Raw genomic sequence first — 16889 nt, 5'->3', positions numbered from 1 at the left:
CTGTGACCAAGGGTGGTGCATGTGTAGCTTTTTCACATTATTCGATGACCTTGGAGAGATGATGGCGTCAGAACAGCTCGACGCGGCCATGAACCACTGGGAAGCGGGAGATCTCGACGAGGCCGCCGCGCTGTTCAGGCAGATCGCGGCCACGGGTGACCCGGAGGCGTCCCACCTGCTGGCGGGGCTGCTGCAGGAGCAGGGAGACCTGGACGGCGCCGAGGCGGCGCACCGGTCGGTGATCCAGTCGGGTGATCCGGTGTTCGGACAGCGCTCCGCCATGGCCATGGGCATGATGCTGGTCAACGCCAAGGAGTGGCCGGCGGCCCACCGGGTGCTGACGATCGCCTCCGACGGCGCCGACTTCGAGGTGGCCGCGCTCGCCGAGACGGCCATGGTCCTGGTGTGCACCCAGCTCGGCGACGCGCAGGGCGCCCAGGAGGCGCTCGAACGTGCCCGCAGGTGTGACAGCCCCGCCGTGGCCGAGCTGGCCGCGCGGCTCGAACTGCCGGAGTTCGAGCAGGATCCTGCCTCGGCCCACGACCTGTACGAGGCGGCCGAACGCGAGGACGACTACCAGGCGCTGCTGACCTGCGGCGACCCCGAGGTCGTGTCGCTGTCGGCGTTCCGGCTCTACCAGCTGTACGCCGAGGCGGAGGAGTTCGGCGCGGCCCGCGAGGTGTGCGAGCACGCCATCGCCGTCGGGCACCCCGACCACCTGGCCATGGCGCACAAGCTGCTCGGAGCCGTCCTGGTGGATCTCGGCGAGTACGCCGATTCCGCGGCCGCCTACCGGGTGGCCGCCGAGGACCCCAGGCCCGACATCCGGTTGCCGTCGCTGATGGAGCTGGCCAAGGTGACCGCGCAGCTCGGCGACGAGGACGAGACCAAGGCGATCTTCCACAGGGTGATCGCCAGCGGGCAGCGCGAGCATGCCGTCGAGGCCCAGGCGTGCCTGGCCCAGATGCACACCGAGGCCGGCGAGGTGGCCGAGGCGCTGGCCGCGCTGCGCGCGGTGCTGGAGGCCGGTGAGAGCGCGTGGGCCTCGATCAGCGTCACCCTGCTCGGCATCCTGCTCGAACAGCACCCCGACGCCCACGACGAGATCATGGAGCTGGCGGCGTTCGCGGCGGGGCACGCCGACGCCGACGCCGCGTTCAAGGCCGGGCTGCTGCTCGACCACGACGCCATGCAGCAGCCGCTGCCCGACCCCGTCGAGGAGCAGGCGCTCCAGGACACCGACCTCGGTCTTGCCCGGCTGCGGGACGGCGATCTGGGCGAGGCCAGGCGGCTGCTGCGCAGGGCCGCCGACTCGGAGGCGCCGGCGCAGTCGCTGCGGGCCATGGTGGCGCTGGCCGAGCTGGAGCTGGGCGAGGGCGACCGGGAGCAGGCCGACGAGCTGCTGACGTACGTGGCCGAGAGTGACGACCTGCTCCAGGGGTTCAGCGCGACCTTCCTGCTGCACCTGCTGCGCGAGCCGGGCGAGGAGCCGCACCCCGTGCTCGCGGCGATGCTCGACCACCAGCGGCTGGGCAGGGAGGAGGGGCTGGCCCGCTACCGCGCGACCATGGACCACCCGGACCCCGCCGTGGCCGCGATCGGGACCGCCGTGTTCGCCCAGGTGCTGGTCTCCATCGGGTTCGACCTTTCCGACGCGGCCGAGCTGTTCGAGCGGGCGGCGGGCTCCGGCGACCCGCTGGCGCTGTCGTACACCGCACTGATCCGCAAGGACGTGCTGCCGGACACGGACGAGGCGGCCGCGCTGCTGCGCCGGGCCTGGACGGACGGTCATCCCGCGCTGGCGGCCTGGGTGGCGTACGCGCTGGGCGGGCTCGTCGCCGAGGACGACGCGCTCCTGGCGCGGGCCGCGTACGAGCGGGCGGCGGAGGCCGAGCACCGGGGCCTGCGCGTGGAGGCCGCCGCCGACCTGGCGGGCCTGTACGAGAAGCAGGGCGACCTGCTGGCCGCCTGCCGCCTGCACGAGCGGCTGATCGCGGAGGGGCAGGGGGAGCGCAGCGCGCTGCCGCTGGGGTACACCAGGGTCAGGCTGGACGATGTCGACGCCGCCCGCGCGGCCTTCGCCCGGGGCTCCGACGAGGTCAGCACATTCGGGCACGCGCTGCTCGGCCAGGACTTCGAGGCCGCCGCGGCGGCGTTCCCCGAGGGAGACGCGCACGGGATGGCCGGCGCGCTCGCGATGGAGTGCGCGCACGCCTGGCAGCGCGCCCGCCAGACCGGCGCCGCCGACCGGACGCTCTCCCTGGTGGTCGCGGCAGGGGACCCGGACCTGCGTCAGCGGGCCGGCTGCTACCTGGGTGCCCTGCGCGAGGACTCCGGTGACAAGCGCGGCGCCGTCGACGCGTGGCGGCAGGCGGCCGGCCCAGCGGTGGGCGGCGCGGACGGCCACCTGACCGGCGTGGCGCTGCGCTCAGCGGGACGGGTGCTGATGGAGCTCGGCGAGCACGCCGGGGCCGCCGAGGCGTTCGCCGGCGTGCCGGAGACCGGCGACGAGCGCCTGCGAGTCACGGTGGCCCTGGGACTCGGCGAGGCGCTGGTGGCCTGCGGCCGTGTGGACGAGGCCGGCGAGCGGCTGGCCGCGGCGCTGGGCGAGAACGCGTCGCTGCACCTCGCCCGGTTCCTGCTCGACCACGGCGACGCCGAGGGCGCGCTCGCGGCCATGACGGCCGCGCCGCCCGAGGTGAGCGGGGAGTCGGAACGGCTGCGCGGCACCCTGCTGGCCAGAACCGGCGACCTGGAGCCCGCGCGGGCGGCGTTCGAACGAGCGGCGGCCATCGACCCGGCCTCGGAGCCGCGGACCATGCTGGAGGCCGGCCGCTGCCTCATGGCGGCCGGTGACACCGAGTCCGCGCACTTCGCCCTGGAGCGGGCCGCCGCGCAGAAGGACGACGCGTACGCCGCCGCCGTCTCCCGCCACCTCCTCGGCCGGGCCACCCCGGAGGAGCTGCCCTGGGTGCTGGCGGCGGAGGGCGACCGGCAGGGCGCCCTGGCGGCGCTGACGGACCAGACGGGCTCCGAGCTGACGGCCGGGCTGCTGCTCGCGCTCGACGCCGAGGACCTGCCCGCCGTCCGCGGCCTGCTGGCCGGCGCCGGCCCGGCCGATCTGGGGGAGGCCCTGCGGGAGGTCCTGTCCCGGGCGCAGGACATGGAGGACGGCAGGGCGGGCCCGTTCTTCGAGCTGGTCGCCGAGCTGGGCGAGCCCGCGCTCGCGGCGGAGGCCAGGATCGAGCTCGGCGCCGTCCTCGCGAACGAGGGTCACCACTGCCGGGCCGAGCTGAGCTTCCTGCCCGCCACCGAACGGGCGGAGACGGCCGAGACGGCCTGGCGCAACATCGCGGTCGTACGCCGGTGCCGCGGCGACCTGGACGGGGCCGTGGAGGCGGCCAGGGCCGCACTGCCCGCCACCGCCCTCGTCCTGGCCGACCTGCTGCGCGAGCGCGGCGACGCGGGCGTCGTGCGCGCGGCGCTGGCCGAGGGGGCGGCGGCGGGCGACCTCGAATGCCGCCGCCACCTGCTCGTCCATCTGCTCCAGGAGCAGGACCACGACGCCCTGGAGCGGGAGGCCGAGCAGGCCGTGGCCACCGGCGACCCCGAGACCGTCGCCATGGCCTACTGGACGTGGGGCGACGCCCACAAGGCCAGGGGCGACATGGAGGCCGCGGCGCGCACGTACGGCATGGGCATCGACACCGGCTTCCCCGGCACCACGTCGAGCATGCGGGTGGACCTGGCCGGGGCGCTGCGTGAGCTGGGCGACACGGAAGGGGCGGCCCGCGAGGTCCGGCTGGCCCTCGAGTGCGGCGACCCGGACGCGATGGCCAGGGGCGGCGTGCAGCTCGGCGTCTGGCGGCACGAAGAGGGCGACGAGCTCGGCGCCGCGCGGGCCTTCGAGGCGGCCGCGGGCACGGGCACCGACCTGGCCAGGACCGCGATGAACAACCTCGAAACCCTCGCCTACCAGGCCTGCGGGCGCGGTGATCACCCGCTGGCCATGCAGGTGCTCGCGATGATGGGGGAGAGCGCCGCCGAGTCGGCCCGCGAGCTGGGGGACCTCTGCGAGGACCCGGAGGCCGTACGCGGATACTACGAGCTGGACGGAGCCGGGCCCTTCACCGAGCTGCGGGTGGCCGAGCGGCTGGCCGATCTCGGGCGTACGGACGAGGCCCGCGCGATCTACGAGCGGTTGCACGAACACGACAACCCCGACGTGCGCTTCGTGGCCGGCGGCAGGCTGCTCGAGCTGCTCGACGCGGAGGGCGACTCCGAGGCCTTCTACGACCTGACCGAGCGTCAGGCGGGCGACGCCGACAGCCCCGCGAGAGGCGTGTTCGCCAGCCTGCTCGGCATGCTCCAGAGCAGCCAGGGCGACACCGAGCAGTCCTTGCGCACGCTGCGGGACGCGGCGGAGGGCGGCGACCCGACCGTGCTCACCGCGTTCGCCCAGGCGCTGGTGGAGGCGGGCGAGGTCGACGAGGGCCGCGAGGTCTATCGCCGGGTGCTCGACGCCGGCGATGCCGACCGGGCCGTGCGGGCCATGATCGCGATCGGGCAGACCTACCACGACGAGGACGGGACGCGGGCGCGCGAGTGGTACCGCAGGGCCGTCGCCGCGGGAGACGGGCACAACGGCGCGCTGGCGGCCATGTACCTGGGCGCGCTGGCCAAGCGCGAGCGGGACTTCGGCGAGGCGCTCACCTGGTACCAGCGGGTCATCGACGCGGGCGACTCGGAGTCGGGGCTGGCCGCCGCGCACCTCGGCGAGCTCTGCTACTGGCTGGGGGACCGCGACGGGGCGCTGCGGTACTACGAGCAGACCCTGGGCCTGACCGAGCAGCCGGATCTGGTGGCCGAGGCGGCCTGCCGGCTGGGCGAGATCCGGTACGAGCGGGGCGATCTGGAGCAGGCCAGGCGGATGTTGCGGAGGGCGGCGGACACCGGCGACGCGTCGTTCGCCACCGAGGCGGAGGCGCTGCTCGCGAAGATCGGCTGAGCAAAGGGTGAACTTGCGGTTAATCAAATGACCAATTAGTCTCATCTGGTCAAACAAACGGGGTGAGACGAATGGTCAAGCCAGGACGACCGCCGCAGGATCCGGCGCGCCAGCGGGAGCGGGCGCACCGGATCCTCGACGCCGCAACCGAGCTGGTCCTGCGGTGGGGCTACGACAAGACCACGATCGACGACGTGGCCAAGCGCGCCGGCGTCGCCAAGGGCACCATCTACCTGCACTGGAAGACCCGCGACGAGCTGTTCACGGCGCTGCTGCGCCGCGAGCGGGTCCTCATGCTGGACGGCGTGCGCCGCAGCGAGCCCGCCACGCTCAGCGCGCTCTACGGCTCGTTCGCTCGTGAGGTGCTGCGCCGGCCCCTGCTCCACGCGCTGCTGGGTGACGACTCCGAAGTGCTCGGCAAGCTGACCCGCCAGAAGCTGCGCGGCACCGGCACACCGGAGCTGTTCCCGGCCCTGGACTCCTACCTGGCCGAGCTGATCAAGCGCGGCGCCGTACGCGAGGAACCGGGAGATCACGCCACGGTGGTCGGCTCCATCCTTTACGGGTTCCTGTGCATGCCCGAAGGCATGCATGGGGCCACCCGGCCCTCCGACGACCAGCTCGCGGACCTCGTGGCCGACACCATCGAGCGCACCATGAGCACCGGCCGCCCGCTGTCCGATGACGACGCGCACGCCGTGGCACGGGCCACGCGCGAATGCCTCGACGCCGTCACGGAGATCGCGGAGACGAAGCTGGCGGCCTCGATGAACGGCTACTCCAGCACCGCGGGGAGCGCGCGATGAAGGCCGTGATCCTTCTCGACGACGCCGCTGCCGACCTGGCGACCGCGGGCGGCAAGGGCGCCTCACTGGCCCGGCTGGCCAGGGCGGGGCTGCCCGTCCCCGGCGGGTTCCACGTCACGACCGACGCCTACCGCGCGTTCGTGGCGGAGTTCCGTGACGAGATCCTCAAGGCGTCCTCGGCCGACCCCGCCGTGATCGCGCGGATGTTCGCCGAGCACGACATGCCCGCGGAGATCTCCGAGGAGATCCGCCACGCGTACGCGGCGCTCGGCGGCGACGTGCCCGTCGCCGTCAGGTCCTCGGCCACGGCCGAGGACCTGCCCGGCATGTCGTTCGCCGGGCAGCAGGACACCTACCTCAACATCAGGGGCGACGCCCTGCTCGACGCGGTCAAGCGCTGCTGGGCCTCGCTGTGGAACCCGCGAGCCATCGCCTACCGCGACCAGAACGGCGTCCCCCACGATGATGTGGCGCTGGCCGTGGTGGTGCAGGAGCTGGTCGACGCGGACGCGGCCGGCGTCATGTTCACCGCCGACCCGGTCACCGGCGCCCGCGACGAGACCGTGATCAACGCCTCATGGGGGCTGGGCGAGGCGGTCGTCGGCGGGCAGGTCACCCCCGACACGGTGGTGGTGTCCGGCGGAGCGGTCGTCCGGTCGCGGACCGCCGACAAGACCGTGATGACCGTCCGCACCCCCACGGGCACCGAAGAGCGGCCCGTGCCCGGCGACCTGCGCGGCAAGGCCGTGCTCGACGACGCGCGGGCCGTGGAGCTGGCCGGGATCGGCGCGCGGATCCAGACGCTCTACGGCACGCCGATGGACGTCGAGTGGACCTCGCGCGACGGCGCGTTCGCCATCGTGCAGGCCCGCCCGATCACCGGCATCGCCCCCGAGGTCGAGGAGTGGAACGACAGCCTCAAGGGCGGCTACCTGTGGACCGGAGGCAACCTGGGCGAGGCCATCCCCGACGTGATGACGCCGCTGACGTGGTCGTTCGTGCGGCTGTTCATCGCCGAGGCGATGTCCGCCTCCACCCTGCCCGGCTTCGACCTGGTCGGCAACATCGGCGGCCGGTTCTACATGAACCTGAGCGTCGTCCACTCCATCGCCACGGCCCTGGGCATGAAGAGCCGGCTCAGCGCGGTCGAGCAGATCTTCGGCAAGGTCCCGCCCGGTCTCGACGTGCCCCTGGTGAAGGTCTCCCGGTGGGAGATCCTCAAGCACGTGCTGCCCATGGCCGTGCGCATCCGCCGACGCGTGCGTACGAATTTCAAGGGCATGCGCGCGTTCCTGGCCACCTCCCAGCAGCGCTGCGAGGACCTGCGGGGCAGGATCGCCGCCACCGGCTCCGCCCTCGACCTCGCCGCCCTGTGGGACACGGAGATCCGGGAGCACACGGTCACCGCCTGCAGCATGCTGGAGGCGGCCGGCCGCCAGGGCGGCACGGCCCTGGTCTTCACCCGCGACCGCCTGCGCCGGCTGATGGGCGAGATCGACGCGGAGGCCATGCTGACCGGGGTCAGCAGCGGCGGCGAGCTGGCCAGCCTGGGCCCGGTGACGGGGCTGTCGAGACTGGCCAGGGGAGAGATCACCAGAGACGAGTTCGCCCGCACGTACGGGCATCGCGGCGCCCACGAGTTCGAGGTGTCGATGCCCCGCCCCGGCGAGGACCCCGGCTGGATCGACGCCCAGCTCGCGGGGCTGAGCGACCTGCGGGACGACACGGAGGCGCTGCTCACCCGGCAGGCCAAGACCAGGGAGGAGGCGTGGGCGCGCTTCGCCGAGCGTTATCCCCGCAAGGAGGCCAGGACGCGCGCCCGGGTCCAGCGGTGGAGCGCTGTGGTGCGTGACCGCGAGGCGACCCGTTCTGAGAACATCAGGGCCTTCTGGGTGCTGCGGGCCTTCGCCGTGCGCGCGGGGGAACTGACCGGGCACGGCGACGACGTGTTCTTCCTGTACCTGGAGGAGCTGCTCGCCCTGCTGCGCGGCGACCCGGCGGCGCTGGAGCGAGTGCCCGTGCGGCGGGCCACCTACGAGCGGTACGCCGCGCTGCCGCCCTACCCGGCGCTGATCGTCGGCCACTTCGACCCGGTGCGCTGGGCCGCCGACCCCGCCCGCCGGGCCGACCTCCACGACGCGCGCGGATCCTCCGTCACTGTGAGCGACACCGTGACCGGCTTCCCCGGCGCGCCGGGCGTGGTCGAGGGCGTCGCCCGCGTGCTCTCGGGCCCCGAGGAGGGCGAGCGGCTCAAGTCGGGCGAGATCCTGGTCACGACGCTGACGAACGTGGGCTGGACACCGATGTTCCCGCGGGCCGCCGCCGTGGTGACCGACCTGGGCGCGCCGCTGTCGCACGCCTCGATCGTCGCCCGCGAGCTCGGCATCCCGGCCGTGGTCGGCACCGGCAACGCCACCATGCGGCTGCGCGACGGCGACCGCATCAGGGTCGACGGCGAGCGGGGCACGGTCGAGTCGCTGGAGTCACAAGACTCCGCCAAGGCGGTCGCGCCCGTGGGCGGGGTGTGATCACGTCGGTCGACATGATCGACGAACCGAACCCAGACGACGAACGCGAGCTGGAAGCACGCTGCGCCCGCTTCAGGATCGCCAAGCAGGAACTCGACCGGGCCGGGCGGCGGCACGGCGAGAGGGACGAGGAGGACGAGGCCGACTCCGCGGCGTGAAGGCGTCCTGAGCACGGCGGCCGATTTCGCACGCTGCGGGAGCACGGGGTGCGTGGGGTGGTCAGTCCTCGCGCACGCTTTCCAGGACGTGCGAGCGGCCGCTGATCAGGCGGTGGCCGCCCGGGCTGAGCGAGTTGACGAGCAGGCGATCGGCTCCCGGCAGGGCGGTCAGCCGGAGCATCAGGTGGCGAACGGCGATCCGCCACCGGTGGGACGGGGCCATCCACTCGATGAACCGCCGCCCGAAGCGCTGGACCTCGGCGATGCTCGGCGCCATGCGCTCCTGGTAGCGGCCGAGGGCGCCGTGCAGGTCGCCGTCCGCGGTGAGCTCGTCGGCCAGGACCCACGCCCCCGCCATGGCCATCGACGCCCCCTGCCCGGCGAACAGCGACACCGCTTGGCAGGCGTCGCCCACGAGCGCGACCCGCCCCGCGTGCCAGCGCTCCATCTCGACCTGGGTCACCAGGTCGTAGTAGAGCTCGGGCGGGCCGGGGCAGCGGGCCAGCACTTCTGGCAGGATCCAGCCGCGCTCCCCGAAGGCGCGTCGCAGCTCGGCCACGGGATCTCCTGGCAGTGCCGGATCGGGGTCACGGCGCAGGAACAACAGCGACAGCCGGCCGTCGCGCAGCGCGTACGCGCCGGCCATCACGCCGGGCTCGGTGAGCATCTGGTAGCGCGTGCCGATCTGCTCGCTGAGCCGCGCGTCACGCAGGGTGAAGGCGGCCACGTGGTGCCCGAGGAAGCGTGGCGCCACGTCGCCGAAGGCCAGCTCGCGCACCCGCGAACGGGTGCCGTCGGCCCCCACGAGCAGGTCGGCCGCGCGTGACGTGCCGTCCGTCAGCCGTATCGACACCCCCTCCGCGTGCTGGTCGAACGACGCGACGCTGGCGCCGTAGGTGATGGGGGCGCGCACCTCGCCGGCGATCACCCGTGCGAGGTCGCCGCGGAGCAGGCTCATGATGTCCTCCATGTCGGAGGGCAACGTCAGGCCGCTGGTGTGGCGCCCGCGGCGGTCGACGTAGCCGACCTCGCCGACCGGGTAGCGGACGTCGAGCAGCCGGGGCAGCAGCCCCATCCGCCGGGCTACCTGATGGCCGGGGCCGTAAAAGTCGATCATGTAGCCGCCGTCGCGGAACGCCGCCGCGCGCTCGACCAGCTCCACCTCCCAGCCGGCGCGTTCGAGGTGCCAGGCCAGCGTCAGCCCGGCGATGCCGGCGCCGCAGATGAGGGCCTTCACGATGGTTCCTCCGGGATGCCCAGCATGGTCCGCAGCGGCCCCGCCATCGCCGCCACATCGAGGCCGGGGTCGAGCGAGCGGTGGAGGACGACGCCGTCCAGCGCCGCGGCCAGCATCGCGGCCGCGGTCGGCGCGTCGCCCTGATAGCCCGCCTCGGCCAGCCACGCCGCGACGCGGGAACGGAACGCGGCGATCTGCCCGGCCAGCCTCTCGCGCAGCTCGGGAAGCCGCGTGGAGGCCAGGAACATCTCCACGACCAGCAGCGAGGCGGGGTCCGTGCCGCCGTAGCGCGACAGCTCGCCGAGCAGCCAGTCGACTCCCTCGCCGATCCCGGGGCGGGCGCGGAGCTCGTCGGCGAGGGAGTCGAGCAGCCCGCCGGTGAAGGCGAGCCCGGCCGCGACGAGCAGATCCGTCACGGAGGCGAAGTGGTAGTGGACGACGCCGGGAGCCACCCCGGCCCGCTCGGCGACCAGCCGGGTGGTGACGCCGCCCCACCCGACCTCGGGCACGAGCGTGACGGCCGCGTCGAGCAGCCGCTGCCGGGTGGCTCTGCCGCGTTCCGCTGAGGTTGCTGAGGTAGAGGCCATCGTCGACCTTCCTGTACGTACGACTTGGGCCGTCGCCCAAATCATACACCCAGGTCGATCGTCCAGGAAGAAATCCGGTTGCCCCGCCGGCCGCGGCTCTGGTGTGCTGACCTGAGCCGAACGATCAGAGGAGCACCACCATGCGAGCACCTGTCATGTCCACCCAGGAAGGAAGATCCATCTCAATGAAGGACATGACGTTCGGTGCGTATGCTCAATCTCGGGATCCTCGCGCATGTAGACGCCGGTAAGACCAGCCTGACCGAGCGGCTGCTGCACGCCGCCGGCGTCATCGACGAGATCGGCAACGTCGATGACGGAAACACCCAGACCGACTCCCTGGCCCTGGAGCGCCAGCGCGGCATCACGATCAAGTCCGCGGTGGTCTCGTTCGTCGTCGGAGACACCACGGTCAACCTCATCGACACGCCCGGCCACCCCGACTTCATCGCCGAGGTGGAGCGCGTGCTGAGCGTGCTCGACGGCGCGGTCCTGGTCGTCTCGGCCGTGGAGGGTGTGCAGGCGCAGACCCGCGTGCTCATGCGCACGCTGCGCCGGCTCGGCATCCCCACGCTGATCTTCGTCAACAAGATCGACCGTCGGGGCGCCGACCCCGGCCGCGTGCTGGGCGAGCTCGCCGAGAAGCTCTCCCCGGCCGTCGTCTCCATGGGGTCGGCCGCCGGTCACGGCACGGCCGGCGCGTCCTTCACGCCGTTCGACGGCGAGCCCGCCTTCGCGGGCCGCCTGCTCGACGTGCTCGCGGACCAGAACGAGGCGCTGCTGGCCGCGTACGTGCACGACGAGGACTCCGTGTCGTACGCCAGGCTCCGCGCCGAGCTCGCCGCCCAGACGGGGGAGGCGCTGGCGCACCCGGTGTTCTCGGGCTCGGCGATCACCGGCGCCGGCGTCGACGCGCTGATCGCCGGCATCGAGGAGCTGCTCCCGGCCGCCGAGGGCGACCCCGAGGGCCCGCTGTCCGGCACGGTCTTCAAGGTCGAACGCGGCCCGGCGGGGGAGAAGATCGCCTACGTGCGCATGTTCTCCGGCACGATCCGCACCCGCGACCGGCTGCGCTTCGCGGGGGAGCCCGGCGCGGCCCGCGAGGGAAAGGTCACCGCGATCACTGTCTTCGACCGCGGCACGGCGGCGCCGGTCCCTGAGGTGGGCGCGGGCCGCATCGCCCGGTTGCGGGGCCTGGCCGAGGTCCGGATCGGCGACACGATCGGCCTGCCGCGGAAGGTCGAGGCGCAGGGGCATTTCGCGCCGCCGACGCTGGAGACGGTCGTGACACCGGTCCGGCCGGGCGACCGGGGAGCGCTCCACGTGGCCCTCGCCCAGCTCGCCGAGCAGGACCCGCTGATCGCCCTGCGCCAGGACGACGTGCGGCAGGAGGTGTCGGTCTCCCTCTACGGCGAGGTGCAGAAGGAGGTCATCCAGGCCACGCTGCGCGACGACTACGGTATCGACGTCACCTTCCGGGAGACGACCACGATCTGCGTCGAGCGGCCGATCGGCACGGGAGCCGCGGTCGAGGTGATCGCCAAGGAGCCCAACCCATTCCTCGCCACCGTCGGGCTGCGCGTCGAGCCGGGCCCGCGCGGCGGCGGCGTGGAGTTCCGGCTGGAGGTGGAGCTGGGGTCGCTGCCGTACGCGTTCATGAGGACGATCGAGGAGACCGTGCACGAGACGCTCCAGCAGGGTGTGCACGGCTGGCAGGTCGTCGACTGCGTGGTCACCCTGACCCATACCGGCTACTGGGCCAGGCAGAGCCATATGGGCGGGGGGTTCGACAAGAGCATGTCGAGCACCGCGGGAGACTTCCGCAACCTGACGCCGCTGGTCCTGATGAGCGCGCTGGCGCAGGCCGGCACCACGGTGGAGGAGCCGATGCACCGCTTCCGCATCGACCTGCCCGAGGACACCGCCGGTCAGGTGCTGCCCGTGCTGGCCCGGCTGGGTGCCGTGCCGCGCGCCCAGTTCCCCGGCCTGCTGGCAGGCGACATCCCGGCGGCCGGGGTGCACGCGCTGGAGCAGCAACTGCCGGGGCTGACCAAGGGCGAGGGCGTGCTGGAGTGCCCCTTCGACCGCTACCAGCCCGTACGCGGGCCGGTTCCCGAGCGCCCGCGCACCGACCACAACCCGCTCAACAGGAAGGAGTACCTGCTGCGCGTCGTCCGGCGGGTCTAGCGGCCGTCCCGGTCGGGGTCGGCCGACAGGACGATCGCGCCCAGGTAGCCGTCGCCGTCCTCCACGACCGTCGTGAGCATGCCGTCGCGGTAGTCCTCGTCCTTCTCGTTGACCGTGTCGCGCCCCGGGTGGGCGGAGTACGGGGGCCTCGCCAGGACCTCGGCGTTGCGCGACTCGTCGAACATCAGCTGCGTGCACAACACGCGCTTGTCGCTGACGTGGACCATGACGTGGATGTGCACGGTGCGGCCGGGGTACCAGCCCGGCCAGATCGTGGTGAACTGCACGATGCCGTCGGGGTTGGTGACTTGGGCGCCCCGTAGGTAACGCTTGTCGTCGGTGGGCGTCATATCGGTCATGAGTGGCTTGCCGAGGCTGCCGCCTTTCGACTCCTTCTCGGCACCCGAGTACAGACCGGCGGCGTCGCAGTGCCAGATCTCCACCACGGCGTCGCGCACCGGCCGGCACGCCGTGCTGTCCTGGACCCTGATTCCCAGCCGCAGCCGCACGCCCGGCTTGCCCTCGCGGATGTCGCTGCGGATCCTGCCGGCGTCGAAGTAGAAGGGTCCCTGCGTCGCGCTGGGCGTCAGCGTGCACGTGCCGGCGCCGGCGAGCAGCGAGGAGATGTCCGTGGTCACCGTGCCGGCCCTGGCGCCGGAGGCCGACAGCAGGCCGCCGAGCCCGAGCGAGCTGACACCGGCGATCAGCCGCCGCCGGCTGACCCGCCGGCCCTCATGATCGTGTCGCACTGGAGTTCCTTCTGGGCGTTCCGTCCCTTCGCTCGAACTTCTCACGGAACGATGGAAATCGCCCGAAGGCGCGGCGGTGACCAGGCGTTCTCGTCCGCACACCTCCCGATCTCTCGGCGGGGTGGCTGTCATTACCGATCCGGGCGGAGGTGTACCTCGTCGGTGACGGCCGGCGCATCGACATGCCCGCGTCGTGGAAGCCGCGGCAACGGAACGGCGGCGCGTACGCGGACGTGCCGCCACCGCGGACCTGGCCGGCGCCCCGGCCGTGCCCGCCGATATCAATCTGTCACCGAACCGGTGTAGTTATTTGCTTACTTTCCGTGATGATGCGTGGGAGCGTCGGGCAAGCTGCTGGCTCAACTCCCTGCGATAGGCGGCGATCACGATGGCGGGCAGATGGCAGGCGGGCAACCTTCCCGCGGAGTCGACGACCTTCGTCGGGCGCAGGCAGGAGCTCGACCGGGTGCGCCGGGCCTGCGGGCGTTCGCGCCTGGTGACCCTCACGGGCGCAGGCGGGGTCGGCAAGTCCCGCCTGGCCCTGCGGGCCGCCGCCGAGCTGCGACCCGGCTTCAGCGGCGGCGCCTGGCTGGTGGAGCTGTCCCCGCTGGACGACGGCACGCTGCTGCCGCACGCCATCGCCGAAGCGCTCAAGCTCACCGACCACACCACCCGCCCCATGGCGGAGGTGCTGGCCGAGCACCTGGCCGGGCGCGAGGTGCTGCTCGTCCTCGACACCTGCGAGCACCTCGTCACCGCCTGCGCCGCCACCGTCGAGACGTTGCTCGCCGCCGTGCCGGGGCTGCGCGTGCTGGCCACCGGCCGCCGCCCGTTGCGGGCGCCGGGCGAGCTGGTGCTCGTGGTCGCCCCGCTGCCGGTCCCCGGCGACGGAGCTGACGCGGGCGCCCCCGCCGGGCCCGCCGGGGGCGACGCGGTGGCCCTGCTGGCCGAGCGCGCCGCAGAGGTCGTGCCCGGCTTCGACCTCGCAGACCACGACCAGGCGGCCGTCATCCGGCTGTGCCGGCGGCTGGAGGGCATCCCGCTGGCGATCGAGCTGGCCGCGGCGCGGCTGCGGGAGCTGCCCGTCGAGGAGCTGGCCGACCGGCTGGACGACCGGTTCGCCGCGCTCGGCGACACCCCTTCCGGGCTCCCGGCGCACGCCGACCCGCCCTGGCACCAGGACCTCCGCACCGCCGTCGGGTGGAGCCACGAGCTGTGCGAACCGGCCGAGCGCCTGCTGTGGGCCCGCCTGTCGGTCTTCGCGGGCGACTTCGGCGCCGACGCCGCCCGCGTGGTGTGCGCCGACGACCGGCTGCCGGAGTCGCACATCGGCCTGCTGCTCGACGCGCTGTCGGACGAGTCGATCCTGACCTGGCTGCCCACGGGCGCGGGAGAGCGCTACCGCATGCTCGACACGCTGCGCGAATACGGCGCAGGCCGGCTGCGCGCGCTCGGCGAGGAGGAGCGGTTCAAGCAGCGGCACCGCGCCCACTACCTGTCGCTGGCCGGCCGGGGCGCCGCCGGATGGCTCGGGCCGGGACAGATCTCCTGGTACGACCGGATGATCGGCGAGCACGACAACCTGCGTGCCGCGCTGGAGACCTCCCTCGCCGGCGACGACGGCCGCCCGGCGCTGGAGCTGGCCGGGACGCTGGCCTTCTTCTGGTACGGCTGCGGCCACGCCAAGGAGGGCCGCCACTACCTCGCCCAGGCACTGGCCATGGCCGGCCACCAGGCGCCCCCCGCTCCGGCCCACGCCGGGCCGACGGCCGGGGACGCGCCCCCAGGTCCGGTCCGGCCGTCGGCCGCGGACGCGCCTCCCGACCCGGCCCTCGTCCAGGCGCTCTGGGCCGACGGCCTGCTGGCGTGCACCCAGGGTGACGCGGACGGCTGCGCGACCAGGGCCGCGCAGTGCGAGGAGGCCGCGAAGGCCGGCGACGCCTACGCGGCCACGTGCGCCAGGGCGCTCAGAGCGGCGGTCGCGGTGATCCGCGGCGACGCGGCCGGGGCGCTGGCCGCGTCGCGCCACGCCCACGAGACGCGCTGGAAGGAAGACGCGTTCACCCTGCCCAACCTGCTGGCGCTGTTGTGCCGCGCGCACGCCCAGACCGTCGACACGCGCGTCGACGGCGCCATCGCCGTGCTCGACGACGTGCGCTCGCTGTGCGACCAGCGCGGCGAGCGGTCGATGCGCTCACACGTCGATTTCATGCGCGGGCGGGTCGAGCTGACCAGGGGCAGGCTCGGCGCGGCCGTCTCCTACGGCCAGGCGGCCCTGCGCACCAAGCAGCGGCTGCACGACCGCTTCGGCATCGGCATGACCGTCGACCTGCTGGCCTCCGCGGCGGGCGCGGCCGGCCAGGCCGAGCGCGCGGCGCGGCTGCTCGGGCTGGCCCAGCGCATCTGGAGCACCCACGGCCGGGCCCAGGCCAGCGTGCCGGCGTGGGTCGCGACACGGAAGGCGTGTGAGCGGCGGGCACAGGAGGCGCTCGGCCCCGCCGCCTACCACCTGGCGTTCGCCACGGGTTACGACAGCGACGTCGACGCGGGCATCGCGTACGCGCTCCAACCGCAGGGCGAGGGCCCGCACAACGGCGGCCCGCCCGGCTGAATGATCAGAGCCCCGGCGGGCCGTAGATCTCCGGGATCGCCCGCTTGATCTCCGCCACCGTCAGCTCGGGCGTCATCCCCGTGCTGTCGACCCCGAGGTAACGATAGCCGTCCTGATCGGCGGCGATGGTCGTGTCGCCGGTGTCGACCAGGTCCACCCGGTCACGCCACTCCTGCGTGGTCTGCTTGGCGCGGGTGAGCCTGCGGTGCTGCCGCCCGACCAGCCCTCACGGACGCGGTGCCGACCGCGCCACGCCGGTCAGCGCTGCCGAGCCGGGCGGATGATCAGCTCGTTCACGTCCACCTCCGGCGGCTGGCCGATCGCGTACGCGATGGCGTCGGCGATCGCGGACGGCGGGATGGAGTCCGCCCGGTAGGTGCGCATCGCCTCCTGGGCGCTGGCCTCGGTGATGGTGTCGGCGAGCTCGGACTCCACGACGCCCGGTGAGACGGTGGTGACGCGGATGCTCGGGTCGAGCTCCTGGCGCAGGCCCTCGGTGATCGCCCAGGCGGCGTACTTCGTGGCGCAGTAGACCGCGCCCGTCGGCACCACCTCGTGGGCGCCGATGGAGGCGACGGTGACGAAATGGCCGCCGCCCTGCCGCTGGAAGTGCGGGAGTGCGGCGGCGATGCCGTGCAGCAGGCCGCGCACGTTCACGTCGATCATCCGGTCCCACTCCTCCACCAGCAGGGAGTCGAGCCGGGACAGCGGCATCACGCCGGCGTTGTTCACGATCACGTCGATCCGGCCGTGCCGCTTCGCGGCGGTGTCGGCGAACGCGGCGACGTCCTCGCGGTCGGTCACGTCGAGGCGGTGTACGTCGACCGTGCCGCCGCCCTCCTTGATCCGGGTGGCCAGGTCATCGAGACGGTCCGTGCGGCGGGCGCCGATGACGACGTGGTTGCCGTCGCCTGCCAGCCGCAGCGCGGTGGCCTGGCCGATGCCGCTGCTGGCACCGGTGATCAGGACGATCTTCTCAGTGGTGGTCATGTCGGGCGCTCTCTTTCGCTTCGAGACG

Annotated in this window: 11 protein-coding genes; 6 read left to right on the top strand and 5 right to left on the bottom strand. The window is 73.3% G+C overall.

The window, feature by feature from the left end:
* The first annotated feature begins 58 nt into the window (after positions 1 to 58).
* The 4 genes from E1294_RS14920 to E1294_RS52690 all read left to right on the top strand — a co-directional run bounded on the left by E1294_RS14920 (position 59) and on the right by E1294_RS52690 (position 8500).
* The gene (locus E1294_RS14920) at positions 59 to 5008 is read left to right on the top strand and encodes a tetratricopeptide repeat protein (protein ID WP_165977289.1); all 4950 of its coding nucleotides are present in this window, start codon (positions 59 to 61) and stop codon (positions 5006 to 5008) included.
* A 71-nt stretch (positions 5009 to 5079) separates the two neighbouring features.
* The gene (locus tag E1294_RS14915) at positions 5080 to 5814 is read left to right on the top strand and encodes a TetR/AcrR family transcriptional regulator (protein WP_132508884.1); all 735 of its coding nucleotides are present in this window, start codon (positions 5080 to 5082) and stop codon (positions 5812 to 5814) included.
* Complete coding sequence (locus E1294_RS14910) at positions 5811 to 8342, top strand: PEP/pyruvate-binding domain-containing protein (protein WP_132508882.1); 2532 nt, start codon at positions 5811 to 5813, stop codon at positions 8340 to 8342. The genes E1294_RS14915 and E1294_RS14910 overlap by 4 nt, the downstream gene beginning before the upstream one ends.
* A gap of 14 nt (positions 8343 to 8356) precedes the next feature.
* Positions 8357 to 8500, top strand: coding sequence for a hypothetical protein (locus E1294_RS52690; protein ID WP_165977288.1), 144 nt, complete (start codon positions 8357 to 8359; stop codon positions 8498 to 8500).
* Positions 8501 to 8561: 61 nt separating this feature from the next.
* Here E1294_RS52690 and E1294_RS14905 read toward each other — a convergent pair whose 3' ends face one another.
* Both E1294_RS14905 and E1294_RS14900 read right to left on the bottom strand, forming a co-directional pair.
* Positions 8562 to 9737 carry an FAD-dependent oxidoreductase gene (locus E1294_RS14905; RefSeq protein WP_165977287.1) on the bottom strand — a complete coding sequence of 392 codons (1176 nt, stop codon included), beginning with the start codon at positions 9735 to 9737 and terminating at the stop codon, positions 8562 to 8564.
* Positions 9734 to 10324, bottom strand: coding sequence for a TetR/AcrR family transcriptional regulator (locus E1294_RS14900; protein ID WP_132508878.1), 591 nt, complete (start codon positions 10322 to 10324; stop codon positions 9734 to 9736). The genes E1294_RS14905 and E1294_RS14900 overlap by 4 nt, the downstream gene beginning before the upstream one ends.
* A gap of 210 nt (positions 10325 to 10534) precedes the next feature.
* On the opposite strand from E1294_RS14900, the gene E1294_RS14895 reads away from it, so the two are divergent.
* Complete coding sequence (locus tag E1294_RS14895) at positions 10535 to 12511, top strand: elongation factor G (RefSeq protein WP_246083026.1); 1977 nt, start codon at positions 10535 to 10537, stop codon at positions 12509 to 12511.
* Here the strand turns inward: E1294_RS14895 and E1294_RS14890 are convergent.
* Positions 12508 to 13260, bottom strand: a complete 753-nt coding sequence (locus E1294_RS14890; RefSeq protein WP_165977286.1) for an intradiol ring-cleavage dioxygenase — start codon at positions 13258 to 13260, stop codon at positions 12508 to 12510. The genes E1294_RS14895 and E1294_RS14890 overlap by 4 nt on opposite strands.
* A gap of 388 nt (positions 13261 to 13648) precedes the next feature.
* On the opposite strand from E1294_RS14890, the gene E1294_RS14885 reads away from it, so the two are divergent.
* On the top strand, positions 13649 to 15871 hold the full coding sequence (locus E1294_RS14885) for an ATP-binding protein (RefSeq protein ID WP_132508872.1): 2223 nt from the start codon (positions 13649 to 13651) through the stop codon (positions 15869 to 15871).
* Positions 15872 to 15875: 4 nt separating this feature from the next.
* On the opposite strand, the gene E1294_RS52685 is transcribed toward E1294_RS14885, so the two are convergent.
* Both E1294_RS52685 and E1294_RS14880 read right to left on the bottom strand, forming a co-directional pair.
* A complete protein-coding gene (locus E1294_RS52685) occupies positions 15876 to 16028 on the bottom strand; it encodes a hypothetical protein (protein ID WP_165977285.1) in 153 nt (50 codons plus the stop codon).
* 101 nt (positions 16029 to 16129) lie between these two features.
* Entirely contained in the window at positions 16130 to 16861 is a 732-nt protein-coding gene (locus E1294_RS14880; RefSeq protein WP_132508870.1) for an SDR family oxidoreductase, read from the bottom strand.
* Between the last annotated feature and the right edge of the window lie 28 nt (positions 16862 to 16889).

The organism is Nonomuraea diastatica (genome assembly GCF_004349015.1).
GTDB lineage: Bacteria > Actinomycetota > Actinomycetes > Streptosporangiales > Streptosporangiaceae > Nonomuraea > Nonomuraea diastatica.
Note: the sequence above shows the minus strand (reverse complement) of the source record. Positions and strands in the feature narration are given on the sequence as shown.

What these genes read in the sequence shown, in the direction of transcription:
- E1294_RS14920 (WP_165977289.1), top strand. Translation starts at nt 59, where the DNA reads ATGATGGCGTCAGAACAGCTCGACGCGGCCATGAACCACTGGGAAGCG.
- E1294_RS14915 (WP_132508884.1), top strand. Translation starts at nt 5,080, where the DNA reads ATGGTCAAGCCAGGACGACCGCCGCAGGATCCGGCGCGCCAGCGGGAG.
- E1294_RS14910 (WP_132508882.1), top strand. Translation starts at nt 5,811, where the DNA reads ATGAAGGCCGTGATCCTTCTCGACGACGCCGCTGCCGACCTGGCGACC.
- E1294_RS52690 (WP_165977288.1), top strand. Translation starts at nt 8,357, where the DNA reads ATGATCGACGAACCGAACCCAGACGACGAACGCGAGCTGGAAGCACGC.
- E1294_RS14900 (WP_132508878.1), bottom strand. Translation starts at nt 10,324, where the DNA reads ATGGCCTCTACCTCAGCAACCTCAGCGGAACGCGGCAGAGCCACCCGG.
- E1294_RS14895 (WP_246083026.1), top strand. Translation starts at nt 10,535, where the DNA reads ATGCTCAATCTCGGGATCCTCGCGCATGTAGACGCCGGTAAGACCAGC.
- E1294_RS14885 (WP_132508872.1), top strand. Translation starts at nt 13,649, where the DNA reads ATGGCGGGCAGATGGCAGGCGGGCAACCTTCCCGCGGAGTCGACGACC.
- E1294_RS14880 (WP_132508870.1), bottom strand. Translation starts at nt 16,861, where the DNA reads ATGACCACCACTGAGAAGATCGTCCTGATCACCGGTGCCAGCAGCGGC.